The 16,338-nt window shown below is 69.0% G+C and carries 18 protein-coding genes, 6 tRNA genes and 1 riboswitch; of the genes, 10 read left to right on the forward strand and 14 right to left on the reverse strand.

What is annotated here, in order from left to right; translation table 11 throughout:
- Positions 1-72 precede the first annotated feature (72 nt).
- The 12 genes from AC1DB8_RS07870 to AC1DB8_RS07925 form a co-directional block, all read right to left on the reverse strand.
- Positions 73-336 (reverse strand): phosphoribosyl-ATP diphosphatase, encoded by a 264-nt coding sequence (locus tag AC1DB8_RS07870; RefSeq protein ID WP_175321714.1) that lies wholly within the window; start codon positions 334-336, stop codon positions 73-75.
- A gap of 81 nt (positions 337-417) precedes the next feature.
- Positions 418-903 carry a 6,7-dimethyl-8-ribityllumazine synthase gene (gene ribH, locus AC1DB8_RS07875; RefSeq protein WP_441418791.1) on the reverse strand — a complete coding sequence of 162 codons (486 nt, stop codon included), beginning with the start codon at positions 901-903 and terminating at the stop codon, positions 418-420.
- Positions 904-963: 60 nt separating this feature from the next.
- The gene (ribA, locus tag AC1DB8_RS07880; RefSeq protein ID WP_441418792.1) at positions 964-1,659 is read right to left on the reverse strand and encodes a GTP cyclohydrolase II; all 696 of its coding nucleotides are present in this window, start codon (positions 1,657-1,659) and stop codon (positions 964-966) included.
- A 21-nt stretch (positions 1,660-1,680) separates the two neighbouring features.
- Positions 1,681-2,364, reverse strand: a complete 684-nt coding sequence (gene ribB / locus AC1DB8_RS07885; RefSeq protein ID WP_476892696.1) for a 3,4-dihydroxy-2-butanone-4-phosphate synthase — start codon at positions 2,362-2,364, stop codon at positions 1,681-1,683.
- Positions 2,361-3,017: a riboflavin synthase gene (locus AC1DB8_RS07890; RefSeq protein ID WP_441418794.1), complete on the reverse strand. Its 657-nt coding sequence runs from the start codon at positions 3,015-3,017 to the stop codon at positions 2,361-2,363. Before AC1DB8_RS07890 ends, ribB begins: the two co-directional genes overlap by 4 nt.
- The gene (gene ribD, locus AC1DB8_RS07895) at positions 3,017-4,174 is read right to left on the reverse strand and encodes a bifunctional diaminohydroxyphosphoribosylaminopyrimidine deaminase/5-amino-6-(5-phosphoribosylamino)uracil reductase RibD (RefSeq protein WP_476892697.1); all 1,158 of its coding nucleotides are present in this window, start codon (positions 4,172-4,174) and stop codon (positions 3,017-3,019) included. The genes AC1DB8_RS07890 and ribD overlap by 1 nt, the downstream gene beginning before the upstream one ends.
- A 154-nt stretch (positions 4,175-4,328) precedes the next feature.
- Positions 4,329-4,482: riboswitch (FMN riboswitch) on the reverse strand.
- 86 nt (positions 4,483-4,568) lie between these two features.
- Positions 4,569-5,225, reverse strand: coding sequence for a ribulose-phosphate 3-epimerase (gene rpe / locus AC1DB8_RS07900; RefSeq protein ID WP_476892698.1), 657 nt, complete (start codon positions 5,223-5,225; stop codon positions 4,569-4,571).
- Positions 5,226-5,286: 61 nt separating this feature from the next.
- The gene (locus tag AC1DB8_RS07905; RefSeq protein ID WP_476892699.1) at positions 5,287-6,912 is read right to left on the reverse strand and encodes an RsmB/NOP family class I SAM-dependent RNA methyltransferase; all 1,626 of its coding nucleotides are present in this window, start codon (positions 6,910-6,912) and stop codon (positions 5,287-5,289) included.
- A complete protein-coding gene (gene fmt, locus AC1DB8_RS07910; protein WP_476892700.1) occupies positions 6,909-7,829 on the reverse strand; it encodes a methionyl-tRNA formyltransferase in 921 nt (306 codons plus the stop codon). The genes AC1DB8_RS07905 and fmt overlap by 4 nt, the downstream gene beginning before the upstream one ends.
- Entirely contained in the window at positions 7,826-8,401 is a 576-nt protein-coding gene (gene def, locus AC1DB8_RS07915; RefSeq protein ID WP_441418798.1) for a peptide deformylase, read from the reverse strand. Before def ends, fmt begins: the two co-directional genes overlap by 4 nt.
- A 69-nt stretch (positions 8,402-8,470) precedes the next feature.
- Positions 8,471-9,316 carry a cytochrome gene (locus AC1DB8_RS07920; protein WP_476892701.1) on the reverse strand — a complete coding sequence of 282 codons (846 nt, stop codon included), beginning with the start codon at positions 9,314-9,316 and terminating at the stop codon, positions 8,471-8,473.
- Positions 9,317-9,403: 87 nt separating this feature from the next.
- Positions 9,404-9,475: transfer RNA gene (locus AC1DB8_RS07925), tRNA-Val, on the reverse strand.
- Positions 9,476-10,028: 553 nt separating this feature from the next.
- Here AC1DB8_RS07925 and AC1DB8_RS07930 point away from each other — a divergent pair.
- From AC1DB8_RS07930 to AC1DB8_RS07955, 6 genes are all read left to right on the forward strand, one after another.
- Positions 10,029-10,101 (forward strand) — tRNA-Gly (locus tag AC1DB8_RS07930).
- Between the two features lie 46 nt (positions 10,102-10,147).
- A tRNA-Cys gene (locus AC1DB8_RS07935) sits at positions 10,148-10,218 on the forward strand.
- Positions 10,219-10,259: 41 nt separating this feature from the next.
- A tRNA-Val gene (locus AC1DB8_RS07940) sits at positions 10,260-10,334 on the forward strand.
- Positions 10,335-10,390: 56 nt separating this feature from the next.
- Positions 10,391-10,463 (forward strand) — tRNA-Gly (locus AC1DB8_RS07945).
- A gap of 50 nt (positions 10,464-10,513) precedes the next feature.
- Positions 10,514-10,588: transfer RNA gene (locus AC1DB8_RS07950), tRNA-Val, on the forward strand.
- Positions 10,589-10,747: 159 nt separating this feature from the next.
- Positions 10,748-11,014 (forward strand): antitoxin, encoded by a 267-nt coding sequence (locus AC1DB8_RS07955; RefSeq protein WP_175321703.1) that lies wholly within the window; start codon positions 10,748-10,750, stop codon positions 11,012-11,014.
- A 166-nt stretch (positions 11,015-11,180) separates the two neighbouring features.
- On the opposite strand, the gene zapE is transcribed toward AC1DB8_RS07955, so the two are convergent.
- The gene (gene zapE, locus AC1DB8_RS07960; RefSeq protein WP_441418800.1) at positions 11,181-12,218 is read right to left on the reverse strand and encodes a cell division protein ZapE; all 1,038 of its coding nucleotides are present in this window, start codon (positions 12,216-12,218) and stop codon (positions 11,181-11,183) included.
- A 216-nt stretch (positions 12,219-12,434) separates the two neighbouring features.
- Here zapE and AC1DB8_RS07965 point away from each other — a divergent pair, with 216 nt between their 5' ends.
- Genes AC1DB8_RS07965 through ybaK form a run of 3 tightly spaced genes read left to right on the forward strand, consistent with a single transcriptional unit; the run spans position 12,435 to position 14,390 of the window.
- Entirely contained in the window at positions 12,435-13,352 is a 918-nt protein-coding gene (locus tag AC1DB8_RS07965; protein ID WP_476892702.1) for a sulfurtransferase, read from the forward strand.
- 57 nt (positions 13,353-13,409) lie between these two features.
- The gene (locus tag AC1DB8_RS07970; RefSeq protein WP_476892703.1) at positions 13,410-13,880 is read left to right on the forward strand and encodes a SufE family protein; all 471 of its coding nucleotides are present in this window, start codon (positions 13,410-13,412) and stop codon (positions 13,878-13,880) included.
- Between the two features lie 9 nt (positions 13,881-13,889).
- Positions 13,890-14,390 carry a Cys-tRNA(Pro) deacylase gene (gene ybaK, locus AC1DB8_RS07975; RefSeq protein WP_441418803.1) on the forward strand — a complete coding sequence of 167 codons (501 nt, stop codon included), beginning with the start codon at positions 13,890-13,892 and terminating at the stop codon, positions 14,388-14,390.
- A gap of 20 nt (positions 14,391-14,410) precedes the next feature.
- On the opposite strand, the gene AC1DB8_RS07980 is transcribed toward ybaK, so the two are convergent.
- Complete coding sequence (locus AC1DB8_RS07980; protein ID WP_476892704.1) at positions 14,411-15,733, reverse strand: alpha/beta hydrolase family protein; 1,323 nt, start codon at positions 15,731-15,733, stop codon at positions 14,411-14,413.
- 103 nt (positions 15,734-15,836) lie between these two features.
- On the opposite strand from AC1DB8_RS07980, the gene AC1DB8_RS07985 reads away from it, so the two are divergent.
- Positions 15,837-16,328, forward strand: coding sequence for a hypothetical protein (locus tag AC1DB8_RS07985; protein ID WP_441418805.1), 492 nt, complete (start codon positions 15,837-15,839; stop codon positions 16,326-16,328).
- Positions 16,329-16,338: the final 10 nt, after the last annotated feature.

Genomic DNA, 16,338 nt, shown 5'->3' on the forward strand with positions numbered 1-16,338 from the left:
TCGGTGCAGGCACAGCGGGCCACGCGGTGCGCCGGTCCCCCGGACAAAGGTCCGGGGGAAGGCGCGACGTGGCTAGAGATGCTTGTAGACGTCTTCCAGGCTGAGTCCTTTGGCGAGCATCAGAACCTGCAGGTGATAGAGCAGCTGCGAAATTTCTTCCGCGGCGGCCTCATCGGATTCGTACTCGGCAGCCATCCAGACCTCGGCTGCTTCCTCCACGACTTTCTTGCCGATGCCGTGGATTCCGGACTCCAGTTCGGCGACGGTGCGGGAGCCCTCCGGGCGGGTGGCTGCCTTCTCACTCAGTTCTGCGAACAGCGACTCGAAATTCTTCACACCCTCCAGCCTACTTGTTCACGGCCGGAGCACGCCTGCCGGGCCCTTGCATGACGGCCCGGATGTGAGCGAATACACAGCTTAGGAGTACTGCTTGAGCGTGACGGCGGTGGCCAGCGCGGCGGTGACGGCCTCGTGGCCCTTGTCCTCGGTGGAGCCGGGGAGGCCGGCGCGGTCGATGCCCTGCTGCTCGGTGTCACAGGTCAGCACGCCGAAGCCGACCGGCACGCCGGTGCGGACGCTGACCTCGGTCAGGCCGAGGGTGGCGGCTTCGCAGACGTACTCGAAGTGCGGGGTGCCGCCCCGGATCACGACGCCGAGCGCCACGACGGCGTCGAAGTGCGGCGCCAGCCGGGCTGCCGCGACCGGCAGTTCAAAGGTTCCGGGGACGCGCAGCACGGTCGGTTCGGTGATGCCGGCGTCCTTGGCGGCGCGCAGCGCGCCGTCGAGCAGGCCGTCCATGATCTTGGTGTGCCAGCTGGCGGCCACGATGGCCAGTTTCAGCCGTGAGGTTTCGTCGGGCTGGAAGGTGGTCAGGTCAATCTGGGGTGCGCCGTGGCCGCTCATGGGAGCTCCTTGCTGTGGGAGGTGTCTGGGGGTGCTTGCTTGGGGGTGCTGCGGGAGGGCTCAGCCCTGTTCGCGCTCGAAGCCGAGCTGTCCGGCGGCGGGCGCGGCGGGCTCCATGTCGAGGACCAGCCGGTGGTCCATCCGGTCCTTCTTGGTCTGCAGGTAGCGGAGGTTCTGTTCCCGGGAGGGCACCTCTGTGGGGACCATCTCGACCACCCGGACGCCGGCCTGGGCCAGCCTGTCCTGCTTGTCCGGGTTGTTGCTCAGCAGGCGGATCTCGTGCAGGCCCATCTCGGCGAGGATCTGGGCCGCTGCCTTGTAGCAGCGGGCGTCCACCGGCAGGCCCAGCTGCTCGTTGGCCTCGACCGTGTCGAAGCCGGCCTCCTGCAGGGCATAAGCCTTGATCTTGTTGGCCAGGCCGATGCCGCGGCCTTCCTGGCCGCGCAGGTAGAGCAGCGTGCCACCGAATTCGTGGATCATCTCCAGGGCATAGGCCAGCTGTTCGCCGCAGTCGCACCGGTAGGAACCAAACACGTCCCCGGTGAGGCATTCGGAGTGCAGCCGGACCAGGGGGGCCTGGCCGTCCGTGGCCGGCAGCGGGGAGCTCACGGCGAGGTGTTCGGCGCCGGTGTCCAGATCGGTCCAGGCCTGCGCCACGAAGTCGCCGTACGCGGTGGGCAGCTGGACGATTGGCCCGCCGCTGACCGGATGCGGCTGCTGTCCCGGGGTGGCCGGCTGCGCTTCAGAAGTCGTCATTGTCTCTCCTCAATCCAGGTGTCAGGCGGATGCCGCTGCGTGGCTGCCGGGGTTACCGGCCTCAAGGTAAGCCACCAGGTCGGCAATCGAGATCAGCGGGCAGCCATGTTCGATCGCGAAACCGCGAAGTCCGTCCAGCCGCATCATTTCTCCGTCGTCGTGCACCAGCTCTGCAATTACGCCCACGGGCTCCAGGCCGGCCAGCCGGCACAGCTCAACAGCCGCCTCGGTGTGGCCGGGACGCTCCCGCACACCCCCCTTAACGGCGCGGAGCGGGAAAACATGCCCGGGACGGGTCAGCGAATTTGGCTGGCTGGTCGGATCGGCCAGGATCCGGGCCGTCAGGGCCCGGTCGGTGGCCGAGATTCCGGTGCTCACGCCCACCGCCGCGTCGCACGAAACCGTGTACGCGGTGCCTTTGGAGTCCTGGTTGATCGCCACCATCGGCGGCAACGCCAGTTCGTCCGCCCGTTCACTGGTCAGCGGTACGCAGATGACGCCGGAGCTGTAGCGGATGGTCCAGCCCATCAGCGCCGGGGTCGCGTGCTGCGCGGCGAAGATGATGTCGCCTTCGTTTTCGCGGTCCTCGTTGTCGACCACCAGCACCGGCCGGCCGGCGGCCATGGCGCGGATCGCGTCTTCGATCGGGTCCAGCGCGGCGGGCGCGTCCACGGCGAGTCCGCGGTTCTCCTGCAGCCGGCTCATGATGCGGCCGCCTGGCGGTGCGCAGCCTCCGGGCGGGGCGTGGCGGGGGCGAAGGCGAGCAGCCGTTCGGTGTACTTGGCCAGCACGTCCACTTCAAGGTTCACGCGGGCGCCGATGGACTTGGCGCCCAGGCCCGTTTCGGCCAGGGTCGTCGGGATCAGGCCGACTTCGAACCACGGCGCCGGCTCCGGCGCCGGGCTCACGGCCGTAACGGTCAGGGAGACGCCGTCGACGGCGATCGAGCCCTTCTCCGCGATGTAGCGGGCCAGCCCGGCCGGCACACCGAAGCGCAGCCGGTCCCAGTTGCCGAGCGGCTCGCGTTCCAGCAGTTCGCCGACGCCGTCGACGTGCCCCTGCACGACGTGGCCGTCGAGCCGGCCGCCGGCCTGGACGCAGCGCTCGAGGTTGACCGGATCCCCGGCTGCCAGCCCGCCGATGGTGCTGCGGACCAGGGTCTCGCCCATGACGTCGACGCTGAAGTCCGCGCCGTCGATGTCCGTGGCGGTCAGGCAGACGCCGTTGACGGCAATCGAGCCGCCGTGGGCCAGTCCCTCGGTGCTGCCGGGGGCGTGCAGGCGCAGTGTGGCGCTGGTTTCGCCGTCGCGCTCGACGGAGAGCACCTTCCCCTGCTCGGCGATAATTCCGGTAAACATCAGTAGCCTCCTGCGGCGGTGTCCGCGTCGCTGCGCGGGGTGGAATCGGATGAAGTGTCAGTGGCGGGGCGCAGGTGCAGCCGCAGGTCGCGGCCCAGCATCCGGACGGCGCCGCCGGAGGCCTGGTCCCAGTCCCAGTGCTGGGCATCGGCGAGGGTGCCGATGCCGAGGTCCTCCAGGGCAGGCGTGCCCGAGCCAAGCAGCGTCGGGGCCAGATAGACGATCAGCTCGTCGACGAGGCCCGCGGCGAGGAAAGCGCTCAGGATCCGCGAGCCGCCTTCGACCATGAGGTGCCGGACGCCGGCGTCGAACAGTTGGTCCAGGGCCTCGCGGGGGTCCCGGGTCGGCAGGTGCAGCGCCTTGCCGTCGCCGCCGTTGACGGCGGCGCCGTCGGGAATCCCGCGCAGGCCCATGACGGCCCGCAGCGGCTGCTTTTCCGCGGCTGCGCCGTCGGGGGTGCGGGCCGTGAGCCGCGGGTTGTCGACCAGGACCGTCTGCGTGCCGACCAGGATCGCATCGATCCGGCCCCGCAGCGCGTGGTTGTCGGCGAGCGACTCGGGGCTGGAGATCCACTGGCTGGTGCCGTCGCTGGCCGCGATCCGGCTGTCCAGGGTCTGGGCGATGTGCAAGGTGACGAAGGGCCGTTTGGCGGCGACGGCGTCGAACCAGCGTCGGTTGAGCTCGAGGGCTGCGACGGCGCCCAGGCCCGACCGGACCCTGACACCGGCGGCGCGCAGGGTGGCCGCTCCCCCGGCGGCGGGATCATGCGGGTCGTCGATGGCGTAGACGACGTCGGCCACGCCGGCGTTGATGATGGCCTGGGCGCAGGGGCCGGTGCGGCCGCAGTGGTTGCACGGCTCGAGCGTGACCACCATGGTGGTGCCGGTCAGGTCCAGCCCGGCCGCCGCGGCCTGCGAGATCGCGTCGGCCTCGGCGTGGGGGGTGCCGGCGCCGCGGTGGTGGCCGGTCACGAGGGGTGTGCCGTCGGGCCCGATGATGACGGCGCCCACCAGCGGGTTCGCCCCCCGCGGGCCCTGCGCCGCGGCGGCGAGGGCGGCATCCATGGCGGCCGTCTCGGCGGCGCTGAAGCCGGCAGCGGCGAAGTCTTCCTTGTCCGGTTGTTCCTGCGGCCCGGCGGCCGCCTGCTGAACGCTCATTTGCCGCCCGCCCGGTCCCGTAGGACCGCGGAGTCGGCGAAGAGCCATCGCAAGGGGTTCATGTCTGTCGTTCCTTCCCTCAAGAACCGCGATGGCTCCGGGGGTATACGACAGCGCAATTCCGCGGCGCCGTGAGGGCTCCGCAGTAACAGCTGTACGTGCTTCTCTCATCCAGACTTTAACTGTCGGTACCGGAGTTCCACCGGTTCAACCGTCCGCCGTCATCCTTCCCCAAGGGAAGAGTGCCGGCTCGCGGGTCGCGGACTATAACCGCCGGTTCGGACTTACACCGACCCCGGAGCACGTATGTGTGTAGCTATTCTGACACAACCGGGCGGACGGCCCGGCTATTCCCGCGGAACGGACGGTACAACTTTCGTCATGTTCCGGCGGGCTAGCGGCTGCCCGCGGCCCGCAACCGCCCGATCGCATCCGCCGGGTCGTCTGCGCCGTAGACAGCGGAGCCGGCCACAAAGACGTCCGCCCCGGCCTCGGCGGCACGCCAGATGGTCTTCTCCGTGATTCCGCCGTCCACCTGGATCTTGATATCCAGGCCGGAGGCGTCGATTGCCGCCCTGGCCCGGCGGATCTTGGGCAGCGTGAGGTCCAGGAATTCCTGGCCGCCGAAGCCGGGTTCCACCGTCATGATGAGGATCATGTCCAGCTCGCCGAGCATGTCCAGGAACGGCTCCACGCCGCTGCCGGGCCGCAGCGCCAGGCCGGCCTTGGCGCCACGGGCGCGCAGCTCGCGGGCCAGTTTCACCGGCGCGATGGATGCTTCGGCGTGGAACGTCACGGAAGCCAACCCGGCGTCGGCGTAGGCCGGCGCCCAGCGGTCGGCGTGCTCGATCATGAGGTGCGCGTCCAACGGGATCGGGCTGACTTCCTGCAGCCGCTGGACCACCGGAAGCCCGAGCGAGAGATTGGGCACAAAATGGTTGTCCATCACGTCCACGTGCACGGCGTCAGCGGTACTGATCTTGTGGAGCTCGGACTGGAGGTTCGCGAAGTCCGCCGAAAGGATGCTCGGGTGGATGCAGCAATGGGCCATGGATTTCCTTGTCGTTGCGCTGGTCGGAAGGTCAGGTAACTGGTGCCAGTATGGCCGAAGCTCAGGCTTTCTTGTGGATCAGCGCCAGGAACATGGCGTCCGTCCGGTGCCGGTGCGGCCAGAGCTGGGCAGTGAGGTCGTGGCCGGCCTCGAGGTGGCCGGTGAGGCTCACCGCGTCGAGGGCCGCGCCGGCGTCGAGCAACTCGAGGTCGTCGCGCTTGCGCAGCGCGTCGCTGACGACGGCGGTGGTCTCGGCCGGGTGCGGGGAACACGTCACGTAGGCCACCACACCACCGGGCTTGACCGCATCCAGGGCCGACTTAAGCAGTTCCCGCTGCAGCGGGCCGAGATCGACAAGGTCCTTGGGGGTGCGCCGCCAGCGCGATTCCGGGCGGCGGCGCAGTGCGCCCAGTCCGGTACAGGGTACGTCCACAAGCACCCGGTCGAAGCTTTCCGCCATCTCGGACCCGACCTCGCGGCCGTCGCCGGTGCGGACATGCCAGACCTCGTGCGGGACGGCGGCGAGGGCCTGACGGACAAGTTTCGCGCGGTGCGGCGCCGGCTCGTTGGCGAGCAGGGTGGCGCCGTGCTGCCGGGCCAGGGCGCCGAGCAGGGCTGCCTTGCCGCCGGGTCCGGCGCAAAGATCAAGCCAGCGTTCGCCGCCGGCCTGGCTGCCAGGGCCGCCGACGGCGCTTTCGGCGCCGCCCGCGCCGGTTCCCGCAGCAAGGTCCACGGAGGCCAGGGCGCGCGCCACCAGCTGCGAGCCGACGTCCTGGACTCGGGTGCTGCCATCCCGCACCGAGGCGAGCCGGCCAAGGTCGCCGCCGCTGGAGAGCGCCGAACCTTCCACGAGCTCGCCGGGTGTGGCGCCGCTTTCGAGGGCTTCGTCGAGGCTGCCGAGACCGGGCAGCGCCACGAGGTTCACCACGGGCGCGGCGTTGTCTGCCTCAAGGAGGTCGTTGATTTCGGTCACCGGGCGGCCATGCGCCACCAGGGACTGCCGGAAGGCGCGCACGATCCACTCGGGGTGGGCGTAGCGGACCGACGCCACCTTCGTCTCGTCCGGCTCGTCGCGAAGCAGCAGCTCCAGCCACTCGTCCAGCGTGTGCGCGGAGACCTTGCGGAGCACGGCGTTGATCAGGCCGGAGGGGCCGGCGCCGATCACGGCGCGGGCCAGGCCGACGGTCTCGTCGAGCGCGGCGTGCGCCGGGACCCGCATGGCCAGCAGCTGGTGCGCGCCGATCCGCAGGGCGTCGAGGATGGCCGGGTCCAGCTGGTCCAGCGGGCGGTCCACGCAGCGGGCAAGGATCGCATCATAGGTGCCCTGGCCGCGGAGGGCGCCGTAGCTGAGCTCGGTGGCGAAACCGGCGTCGCGCTTGTCCAATCCGTGATGCCGGATCCGGGCCGGCAGCACGAGGTTCGCGTAGGCGTCCTCGGCGGCCACCGCACGCAGCACCTCAAAGGCGACCAGCCGCGCCGGGTCGGCTCGACGGCTGCGCTGGGAGGGGGCGTTTTCGGTGTAGCTGCGCTGCGGTCCGCGGTTCCGCTCGCGTCCCTGCGCGTTCCGCTTCACGCCGCCCCGGGGGCCCTGGCCGCCGCGGCCGCTGGACCCCTGGCCGCCGGACCCCTGTCCGCCGGATTGGGGGCCCCTGGCCCGGCCGCTGCCGTTTGATCCGGATTCGCTCATTCGAAGACCACGCTTTCCAGTGTTGCCTGTCCGCGCGCCCAGTCGGCGGCGGTCATCATTTTCTTGCCCGAAGGCTGGACCCGGGTGAGCTCAACGGGATGCGAGCCGGTCCCGACCAGGACGGCTTTCCCGTCGAGGGCCAGATGCCCCGGGCGCAGGGCCGGAGCCCCGGGCCGGAGCAGTACCGGTTCGAGCTTGATGCGCTGCCCGTCCAGCGTGGTCCAGGCCCCGGGTTCCGGCGTCACTCCGCGGGCGCGGCGTCCGATCGCGAGTGCCGGCTGCTGCCAGTCGAGCCGGCCGTCCTCGAGGGTGAGTTTCGGGGCCAGGCTGGCCTCGCCCTGCTGCGGCACGGCGGTGGCCTTGCCGGCGTCGACGGCGGAGAGCGTCTGGGTCAGCAGCACGGCGCCGCTGTGCGAGAGTCGGTCCAGCAACTCCCCTGCGGTGTCCGTGGGCCGCACCGCCTCGGTCAGGGTGCCAAACACGGGTCCGGTGTCCAGGCCCTCTTCGAGCCGGAAAGTCACGGCGCCGGTGATGTCGTCCCCGGCGATGAGTGCCCGCTGCACAGGCGCAGCCCCGCGCCAGGCCGGCAGGAGCGAAAAGTGCAGGTTGATCCAGCCGTGCCGGGGAACGTCCAGGGCCGCCCGCGGAATGAGTCCGCCGTAGGCGACGATTGCGGCAACGTCGGGCGCGGCCGCCTCGATCCTGGCCCTCACTGCCGCATCGACCTTGGCGGCATGGATGACCTCGATGCCGAGCTCCGCGGCGCGGGCGGCGACCGGCGAGGGCGTCAGGACGCGTTTGCGTCCCAAGGGGGCATCCGGCCGGGTCAGGACGGCGACGACGTCGAAGCCGGCCGCGACGAGGGCGTCCAGCGAGGGGACGGCGACGGCCGGGGTTCCCGCGAAGAGGACCCTCACTGGCCGGTTCCGAAGGAGGAACCCGCGCCGAAGCTCGAGCCGACGGTCTTGGCGCGCTTCGACGTCGTCTGCTCGGTGATGGAGTCGTAGTTGGCGTTGCGGATGGCGCGCAGGGCCGCTTTGCGGTCCTCGCCTTCGAGCCGGTCGGTGAAGAGGATCCCGTCCAGGTGGTCCGTTTCGTGCTGGAAGACCCGTGCGAGCATGCCCTCACCTTCAAGCACCACCGGGTTGCCGTGCACGTCGACGCCGGTGACGCGGGTGCTGCGGCGCCGGCGGACTGGGAACCCCAGTCCGGGAATGGAGAGGCAGCCTTCCACCTCGTCCGGCTGGAAGTCTTCGCTGTTCTCCAGCACCGGGTTGATGATGTGGCCCTCCACCCCGCGGATGCGGTAGGTGAAGACCCGCTGGCTGATGCCGACCTGGGGTGCGGCCAGGCCGGCGCCCTCCACGTCCTCCATGGTTTCGGTCATGTCGGCAACGAGCTTTTCCAGCTCAGGCCCGAATTCCGTCACGGGATCGGCAACTGTGCGCAGCACCGGGTCCCCAATGATGCGGATATTCAAAATGGCCATGGGCAATCTGTCCTCACGGTGGGCTGCTTGGGATCCCATCCAGTTTAGTGGCAGCCTCGGGTTTCCGGCTCAGCGGGCCACCGGCGGCGCGATCGGCAGCAGGGCTGCTCCGGCGGCCGAGGTGTCGGCGGACATCTCCCAGACGCGGCGCAGCGCGCAGAACTTCCACCAGTGATGCTTGAGCACCTCCGGGTTGGCCCGCTGCGGCCGGACCTCGGTCTCGCCGATGGCCACCGCGAGGAGGATCGGGGAATCGCCGTGCTGCCAGGCTTCCCACTCCCCTGCCACCGGGTCCACGAGGCTTTCCTCCGCCTTCATGCCGGCCACCAGCTGCATGACGACCTTGTCGTCGAGCGGTTTGACCGTGCCGTCCCGGCTGGTGCCCTTGGTCTTGTAGTCGATGAGGCAGGTGCGGCCATTGATCTTGGCCACCAGGTCAAGGGTTCCGGCGTAGCCCACGGTCTTGTTCCAGACCGTGATCTCCGGGGCTATCGGCTCCACCTGGAACAGTTCCCACCACTCGTCGAAGCGCGCGGCGAAGGCTTCCTCGCCGTTGGCCGCGAGGGCCTCACGGGTTTCCTTCATCTGGTGCGGCCGGCCAAGCGCCCGCAGGGCCACCTGCTCGCAGTAGTTGTGCACGCGGTCGCCACGCTTGGCGGCGTCGTCCCGGTGCGTTTCGGCTGCCTTCGCCGCCCGGCTTACCGCCTGCCGCACCTTGGCCGGGCTCCCCAGGATCGCCGGCAGCGAGGGATCCGCCGCGAGGCTGCTCGCACCCATGTAGCCGAACCAGCCGTCCAGGCCGTGGGGCTGCTGGCCGATCACGGTGGTGATGGAGGGTACGGAGAACTGCTCGGACGTGGAACGTGCATACATCCGGCCGTAGTCGGTGGCGTGGGCGAGAAGCGGGGCGGTCATAAAAAGACTCTTTCACAGGGGTCGGACGCTCTAGGGAAAACAAAATGGCCCGCCCCGCTCTGTGAGCGGAACGGACCATTTTCCAGGTGGGCGATACTGGGTTCGAACCAGTGACCTCTTCGGTGTGAACGAAGCGCGCTACCACTGCGCCAATCGCCCCGGTGCCATTGAATGCTAGCCCACCCCGGCGGAATATAGAAATCGGCGCTCCGGATGCCGGGCGGACCCCCTCGGCGACCCGGCCTGGCTGCGCCCGTTGGACGAAGATGGCCGCTTTCCGGGGTCATTTGGCGGCCACGATTGGCGAATCGGTGGGGCGGGGGCGGAGGGCAGGTGGGTGCCGGCCCGGACCGCGCCCCGCTGGACGAAGATAGCCGCAATACGGGTCGGCTTAGCTGCCGTCTGCGGCAATCGGCGGAACGGGCTCGCCCCAACGATTCGCAGGCCTTCCCCCGGCACCGCTCCTTCGCTGACCGCGTCTGCCTCCGCCGTCGTCGTCGGACACCATGTCCGCCGCCCCGCCCAGGCGACGTGAGAACGGGGGCGAATTACACTCCTGTAATTAGCAAAATCCCCTAGATTGCGGGGAAGAACGGGGGTCCGGTGACGCCGGACGCGGCCCGATTTGTAGATTCCCTGAACCTCCTATAGAGTTCTTACTCGTTGGAACGCGAGGAAATGCCGAATACGGCAGGGAATCGCAGGCAACAATGCGGACGTAGCTCAGCTGGTAGAGCACCACCTTGCCAAGGTGGATGTCGCGAGTTCGAATCTCGTCGTCCGCTCGCAGGACACTGTCACGGCAACAGTTCTTCGGAACTGTGTCTACACGGTGGGTTGGCCGAGAGGCGAGGCAGCGGCCTGCAAAGCCGTATACACGGGTTCGAATCCCGTACCCACCTCGGTGAAAACCCTGGTTTCCGGTTCCGGCCGGATGCGAAAGGGGCGATTGGCGCAGCGGTAGCGCGCTTCCCTGACACGGAAGAGGTCACTGGTTCGATCCCAGTATCGCCCACCAAAGCAAGGCAACTTGCTTGATCCAGTACCACCGGCCTGCCGGAATGGACTAAAAATGCGGACGTAGCTCAGCTGGTAGAGCACCACCTTGCCAAGGTGGATGTCGCGAGTTCGAATCTCGTCGTCCGCTCTGTCGTTTCACCAGATTCACACAACTCCACTCCGGATCCTTCCGGTTGCGGGCGATTGGCGCAGCGGTAGCGCGCTTCCCTGACACGGAAGAGGTCACTGGTTCGATCCCAGTATCGCCCACCATGAAAGCAGCTCCCCCGGAGCTGCTTTTTTCGTTCCCCTTCCCACGGCCCCGCACAGAGTCTTTCTCCTCTGGGCGTACACCCTTGGCACGTCCCCACCCGGCGGTTAGGATCGGAAGCGCTAGGAGCGATCTGGCTCCGCGACTGAAGGGAGGTGCCCGTGGGTTTACTTGACGATCTAAAGGGCAAGGCTCAGCATCTGATTGGTGGCAACGAACAGGCCATCAAGGACGGCATCGAAAAGGCGGGTGATTTCGTCGATTCGAAGACCGGCGGAAAATACGCCGACAAAGTAGATTCCGCCCAGCGAGGCGCCTCCGACTTCGTGGACAACGCGGACGGCCGGCCGGCAACGGCCCCCGTCGCAGAGCCGCACGTCGCGGGTGAGCCACCAGTCGCCGGGGAACCCCGGCAGCAGGGCCTCTGACCCAGGTACGTCAGCGAGGTGCCGGTCCCGCCGCGAGGCGGCGCCGGCACCTTTGTCGTTTAACGACCGACGCGGGGTCAGCCCCAACTGGCTCGCAGTAGTTGTCGTTTTGAGCCCTCAAAACGACAACTACTGCGAGTTAGTTGGGTTCCTACCGCGGCCGGGGCTAGGACGGCTCGTGGTTCTGGCCCTCCCGGGCGAGGGCGGTGAGCCGGGACACGGCACGGAAGTACTTCTTCATGTACCCGCCGGTCATCATTTCCTCGGTGAAGAGCTGGTCGAACGGCACGCCGCTGGCCAGGATCGGCACGTCCTTGTCGTACAGCCGGTCCGCCAGGACAACGAAGCGCAGCGCCACGGCCTGTTCGGTGATGGTCTCGACGTTGCGCCACACCACGCCGTCGATCCCGTCGATCAGCTGCCGGTAGCGGCTCGGGTGCACCCCGGCCAAGTGGTTGATCAGGGTACTGAATTCATCCTTGGCCACCGTCTGGCCGTCGAACTCCGCCTGCATATGGTGCGTAAGCTCGTCGTTGCGCAGCGGCGCTGGCGCCTTCGGCAGGCCGCGGTGGCGGTAGTCCTCGCCGTCGATCCGGACGACGTCGAACTGGTCCGCCAGGACTTGGATCTCGCGCTGGAAGTCGACGGCGGCGAAGCGGCCGTCACCGAGGGAGCCGGGCAGGGTATTGGACGTTGCGGCGAGCTTGACTCCGGCGTCGGCGAGCTCGCGCATCAGCCGGGACATCAGCACCGTGTCACCCGGATCATCAAGCTCGAACTCATCGATGCAGACCAGCTTGTAGTGGCTGAGCGCCTCCACGGTCTTGCGGAACGACAGCGCCCCCACCAGGTTGGTGTACTCCACGAAGGTGCCGAAGGCCTTGGGGCCCGGGGCCGCGTGCCAGAGCGAGGCCAGCAGGTGGGTCTTGCCGACGCCGAAGCCGCCGTCGAGGTAGATGCCCGCCCGCGAGGTGTCCTTCTTGCCGAAGAGCCGCTTGAACAGGCCGTCGCCGTCCCGGGAACCGACACCGGCGGCAAAGCTTTGCAGGGCATGCACCGCGTGCGCCTGGCTGGGCTGGGCCGGATCCGGCCGGTAGCTGGCGAAGGACACCCCGCCGAAGCGCGGCGACGGATAAAACCCGTTGAGGAGTTCATCGACGGAAACCGCCGGGGTTCTGGCGGCGAGCTGTTCGATCTGTACCAAGGTGGTCCGTTCTGCTGGTCTCGTGTCCCCAGAAAGAATACCGGCAAAGGCCGGGTTCCCTTCCGGGCGCGGGAACGGACGTGACCAAGGCCATATTTCCGCGTATGTAGGCCCGGGAAGCAATCCCGCCGGGGCGTGGTTAGTGTGGAGGCAGACCCGGCGCCGTGTACCACCCCTGGCCCGGCCTCCCAAAAGCCCCAGTGAAAGGCCCACTTCATGCCCTACCCGGTTGAGCAGAACGAGAAATTCAGCGCCTACGCCCACCCCGAACGCCTGGTTTCCACCGAGTGGCTCGCGGCGGCACTTGAAGGCGGTGCGCTCGACGGCGGCAAACTGGTGGTCGTCGAGTCGGACGAGGACGTGCTGCTGTACGAAACCGGCCACATCCCCGGCGCGGTCAAGATCGACTGGCACACCGACCTGAACGACGAGGTCACCCGCGACTACGTGGACGGTGAAGCCTTTGCCGCCCTGGCCGCCGCGAAGGGAATCTCCCGGGACAGCACCGTGGTGATCTACGGCGACAAGTCCAACTGGTGGGCCGCCTACGCGCTGTGGGTCTTCACCCTCTTCGGCCACGAGGATGTCCGGCTGCTCGACGGCGGCCGCGACAAGTGGATCGCCGAGGGACGCCCGATCACCACGGACCGGACAGTGCCCGCGACGGGCGACTACCCCGTGGTCGAGCGCAACGACGCCCCGATCCGCGCCTTCAAGGAGGACGTGCTGGCGCACTTCGGCAAGCCGCTGATCGACGTCCGCTCGGCCGAGGAGTACACCGGCCAGCGCACCCACATGCCGGCTTACCCGGAAGAGGGCGCCCTGCGCGGCGGCCACATCCCCACCGCCGCGTCCATCCCCTGGGCCCGCGCCGCAGCGGAGGACGGCACCTACCGCAGCCGCCCCGAACTCGAGGCCCTCTACCTGGGCGAGGCCGGGCTCAAGGAAGGGGACGACGTCGTTGCCTACTGCCGGATCGGTGAGCGTTCCAGCCACACCTGGTTCGCGCTGAAGTACCTCCTGGGCTTTGATACCGTCCGCAACTACGACGGGTCCTGGACCGAGTGGGGAAACGCCGTGCGTGTCCCGATCGTCAAGGGCACCGACCGTGGCACCGTTCCGGCCGGATTCTAGGGGCAGTCACCGGATCCGACCGGGACACAATCGCCGCCCGTGCGTAAGCTGGGACTGATGAATACTTCTGCCCTCCCGGCCGCCCTCGCGGAAATTGTTGACGACTTCCAAGCCCTCGAAGAAGCCGAGCGGCTCCAGCTGCTGCTCGAGTTTTCCCGGGAGCTGCCGGATCCTCCGGCGCGCCTCCAGGACCACCCGGAGCTGATGGAGCAGGTGGTGGAATGCCAGTCGCCGCTGTTCCTGACGATCGAGACGGAACCCGGCGTCGACGGCCAGTCCGGCGGCGCACCGGAGCGCGTGCGCTTGTTCTTCAAGGCTCCGCCGGAGGCCCCCACGACGCGCGGTTTCGCCGGCGTGCTGCACGAGGGCCTCGACGGGCTTAGCCCGGCGGAGATCCTGGCCGTCCCGGACGACATGCCCGAACTCCTCGGACTCACGCGCGCCATCACTCCCCTGCGGATGCGCGGTATGACGGCGATGCTCGGCCGGATCAAGCGCAAAGTCGCCGCCCTGCCGCAGCAGGGCTGAGCCGGTCCCGTGGCCCGCAAACAGGCATCCCAGGGAACCCCTGCCACCGCGGCACTCGCGGCGGCCGGGGTTTCCTTCGTTGCGCACCCCTACAGCCATGACCCCGCCGCGGCCAGCTACGGCCTGGAGGCCGCCGAGGTACTGGGGATCGACCCCGCCCGGGTGTTCAAAACCCTGATGGTCGACGTCGACGGGCGCCTCGCCGTCGGCGTCGTGCCGGTCAGCGGCAACCTGGACCTGAAGGCGATGGCGGCGGCCCTGGGCGGCAAGAAGGCCGCGATGGCGGACCCAGCGACGGCGGAGCGCCGCACCGGCTACGTCCTCGGCGGCATCTCCCCGCTGGGACAGCGCCAGCCCTCCCCCACCGTGGTCGACGAGAGCGCGTTGGAGCTGGAAACCATCCTGGTCTCGGGCGGCCGCCGCGGCCTGGACCTGGAGCTCAGCCCGGCCGAACTGATCCGGCTGACCGGCGCCAGCACGGCCCGGATCGGCACCTCCAACCACCGCTAACGGCTCCGGCGGTGGGAGCCTTAGCCCGCGGGTGACGGCCGGGGCGCGAGCTGCTGCCGGAGCCAGGCCGTGACCAGCGACTCCCAGCGCTCCGGGTCGACGTTCCATTCCTTCGTGTGCCGTGCCGTGCTGAACGCTTCGAAGGTCACCATCTCCGGATTCTTCTCCGCCAGGTCCGCGGACGGGCCGTAGGGAACGTATTCGTCGTCGACGGAGTGCAGGATCAGCGTCGGTGTCCGTAGCTCCACGGCACGGGAGACCCAGTCCATCGCCTTGAGGTCCACGGGGGCGGCCAGGCCGGTCAGGCGGCGGCCCAGCCGGTGGCTCATCATTAACTGCCCGTAGCGTCCGACGGCGGAGGGGATCCGGTTCAGCTCGGCATGGTGCGCCAGGACATTCACCCAGTTAATCACCGGGGCGTCCAGCACCATGGCCCGGATCAGGTGGTGGTACCGGGACAAATCCGCGGTCTGCAGGCAAATCGCGCCGCCCATGGACCAGCCGAAGAGCACCACCTCGTGCGCCCCCTGCTCCAGCGCATATCCGATCGCGGCTTCGACGTCCCGCCACTCGGTGGAGCCCAGGCCGTAACGGCCATCCGCGGCCGACGGGGCCAGGCCGTCATTGCGGTAGGAGATCAGCAGGCTGGAGAGGCCCAGCTCGCGGGCCACCCGGACGGCGCGCAGGCCCTCCTGCCGCGAGGCGCCGCGCCCGTGCACCATGATCGCCCAGGTATCCGACGTCGGCGTCCCGGCCGCCGGGGCGGCCCTGACCTGCCACGCTGGTGCCGTCCCGCCGTCGACCGCAATCTGCACCTCTTCGAACGGCAGTCCGATCGCCGCGGGGTCGGGGTGCACGGCACCGCTCCAGTAGCCGCGCCGCGCCGCGGTCAGGTCCCCGCTATAGACCGCCTCGACTTCGCGCAGCACGGTCTGCTCCGCGGGCGAGTAGGACAGGATCCGGCCGAGGCGGGCATGGCCGCGGCCACCGTCGAAAAAGAAACCGTAGACGCCCTCCACGGTGGAATCGGGGGTCGCCTTGAGGATGACCTGCAGGCCTCGGCCCTCTCGGATTACGGCCAGCACCTCCTGGTCCTCCTCGCGAACCCGGACCGGGGTGATGACACGCCGGGCGAAGTAAAGGGCCAGCGCCGAGGACCCGGCGGCGAGCAGTCCGGCTGCGGCGCTTCCGCCGATGATGCCGCCCACCGCCCACCTGGCGTTCCCCTTCAGCCCGGTGTCCAGCACGCCGGTGTCCGGGTTTCCCGCGGGCAGAGCGCGGGAACTGGATCGGGCAATCAGGGTCCGGGGCGTTGGCGGGGCGAGGCGCGGGGTGGATGCCATGGCACCATTCTTACCGAACTCCGGGCCAACCCCGGCATCCGGCGCACCAATACCGCCGCCGGTGCGGGGGCCGGCCCCGGCGCAATACGGCTAGGCTGGGGGCATGAGCGACCCAATCGTCATCCTGACAGAAGAGCCCCTCGGCGCGGACGACCGCGTCAACATCGAAACCCTCGTGGCGGACGGTGATTCGCCGCTGGTCGTCCTGGTCCCGGCGAACACGGAGCGCCACCTGCTGGTGGACTTCCTGGAGAACCTCTCCATGCTGGAGGTCGCCAAGGCGTTCCGGGAGTTGACTGCCAAGCATCCCGATCCGGCCGTGGAACGGACGGCGGCGGCCGAAACGCTCGCCGCGTCGCTCGCCGCGCTGGGCGGAATCGGCGGAGGCGTGACCGGCGAAGTCGTCGAGGGCCGGGCGGTTGACGCCCTGGTCGCCAAGGTCAAGGAGCTGAACGCCGGGCAGGCCGTGGTGATCACCAGGCCGCACGCCGTCGCGGACACCTTCCACACCGACTGGGCCAACGAGGCGCAGGACAAGCTCGGCCTGCCGGTGCTGCATTTGTACGCCGGATCGGGATTTATCGGGGACTCCTGAGCGTTATTGA

The organism is Arthrobacter sp. 10N410 (genome assembly GCF_056394945.1).

What these genes read in the sequence shown, in the direction of transcription:
- ribB (WP_476892696.1), bottom strand. Translation starts at nt 2,364, where the DNA reads ATGAGCCGGCTGCAGGAGAACCGCGGACTCGCCGTGGACGCGCCCGCC.
- rpe (WP_476892698.1), bottom strand. Translation starts at nt 5,225, where the DNA reads ATGGCCCATTGCTGCATCCACCCGAGCATCCTTTCGGCGGACTTCGCG.
- AC1DB8_RS07980 (WP_476892704.1), bottom strand. Translation starts at nt 15,733, where the DNA reads ATGGCATCCACCCCGCGCCTCGCCCCGCCAACGCCCCGGACCCTGATT.
- AC1DB8_RS07965 (WP_476892702.1), top strand. Translation starts at nt 12,435, where the DNA reads ATGCCCTACCCGGTTGAGCAGAACGAGAAATTCAGCGCCTACGCCCAC.
- def (WP_441418798.1), bottom strand. Translation starts at nt 8,401, where the DNA reads ATGGCCATTTTGAATATCCGCATCATTGGGGACCCGGTGCTGCGCACA.
- ribA (WP_441418792.1), bottom strand. Translation starts at nt 1,659, where the DNA reads ATGACGACTTCTGAAGCGCAGCCGGCCACCCCGGGACAGCAGCCGCAT.
- ribH (WP_441418791.1), bottom strand. Translation starts at nt 903, where the DNA reads ATGAGCGGCCACGGCGCACCCCAGATTGACCTGACCACCTTCCAGCCC.
- AC1DB8_RS07905 (WP_476892699.1), bottom strand. Translation starts at nt 6,912, where the DNA reads ATGAGCGAATCCGGATCAAACGGCAGCGGCCGGGCCAGGGGCCCCCAA.
- AC1DB8_RS07920 (WP_476892701.1), bottom strand. Translation starts at nt 9,316, where the DNA reads ATGACCGCCCCGCTTCTCGCCCACGCCACCGACTACGGCCGGATGTAT.
- ribD (WP_476892697.1), bottom strand. Translation starts at nt 4,174, where the DNA reads ATGAGCGTTCAGCAGGCGGCCGCCGGGCCGCAGGAACAACCGGACAAG.
- AC1DB8_RS07985 (WP_441418805.1), top strand. Translation starts at nt 15,837, where the DNA reads ATGAGCGACCCAATCGTCATCCTGACAGAAGAGCCCCTCGGCGCGGAC.
- AC1DB8_RS07970 (WP_476892703.1), top strand. Translation starts at nt 13,410, where the DNA reads ATGAATACTTCTGCCCTCCCGGCCGCCCTCGCGGAAATTGTTGACGAC.
- AC1DB8_RS07890 (WP_441418794.1), bottom strand. Translation starts at nt 3,017, where the DNA reads ATGTTTACCGGAATTATCGCCGAGCAGGGGAAGGTGCTCTCCGTCGAG.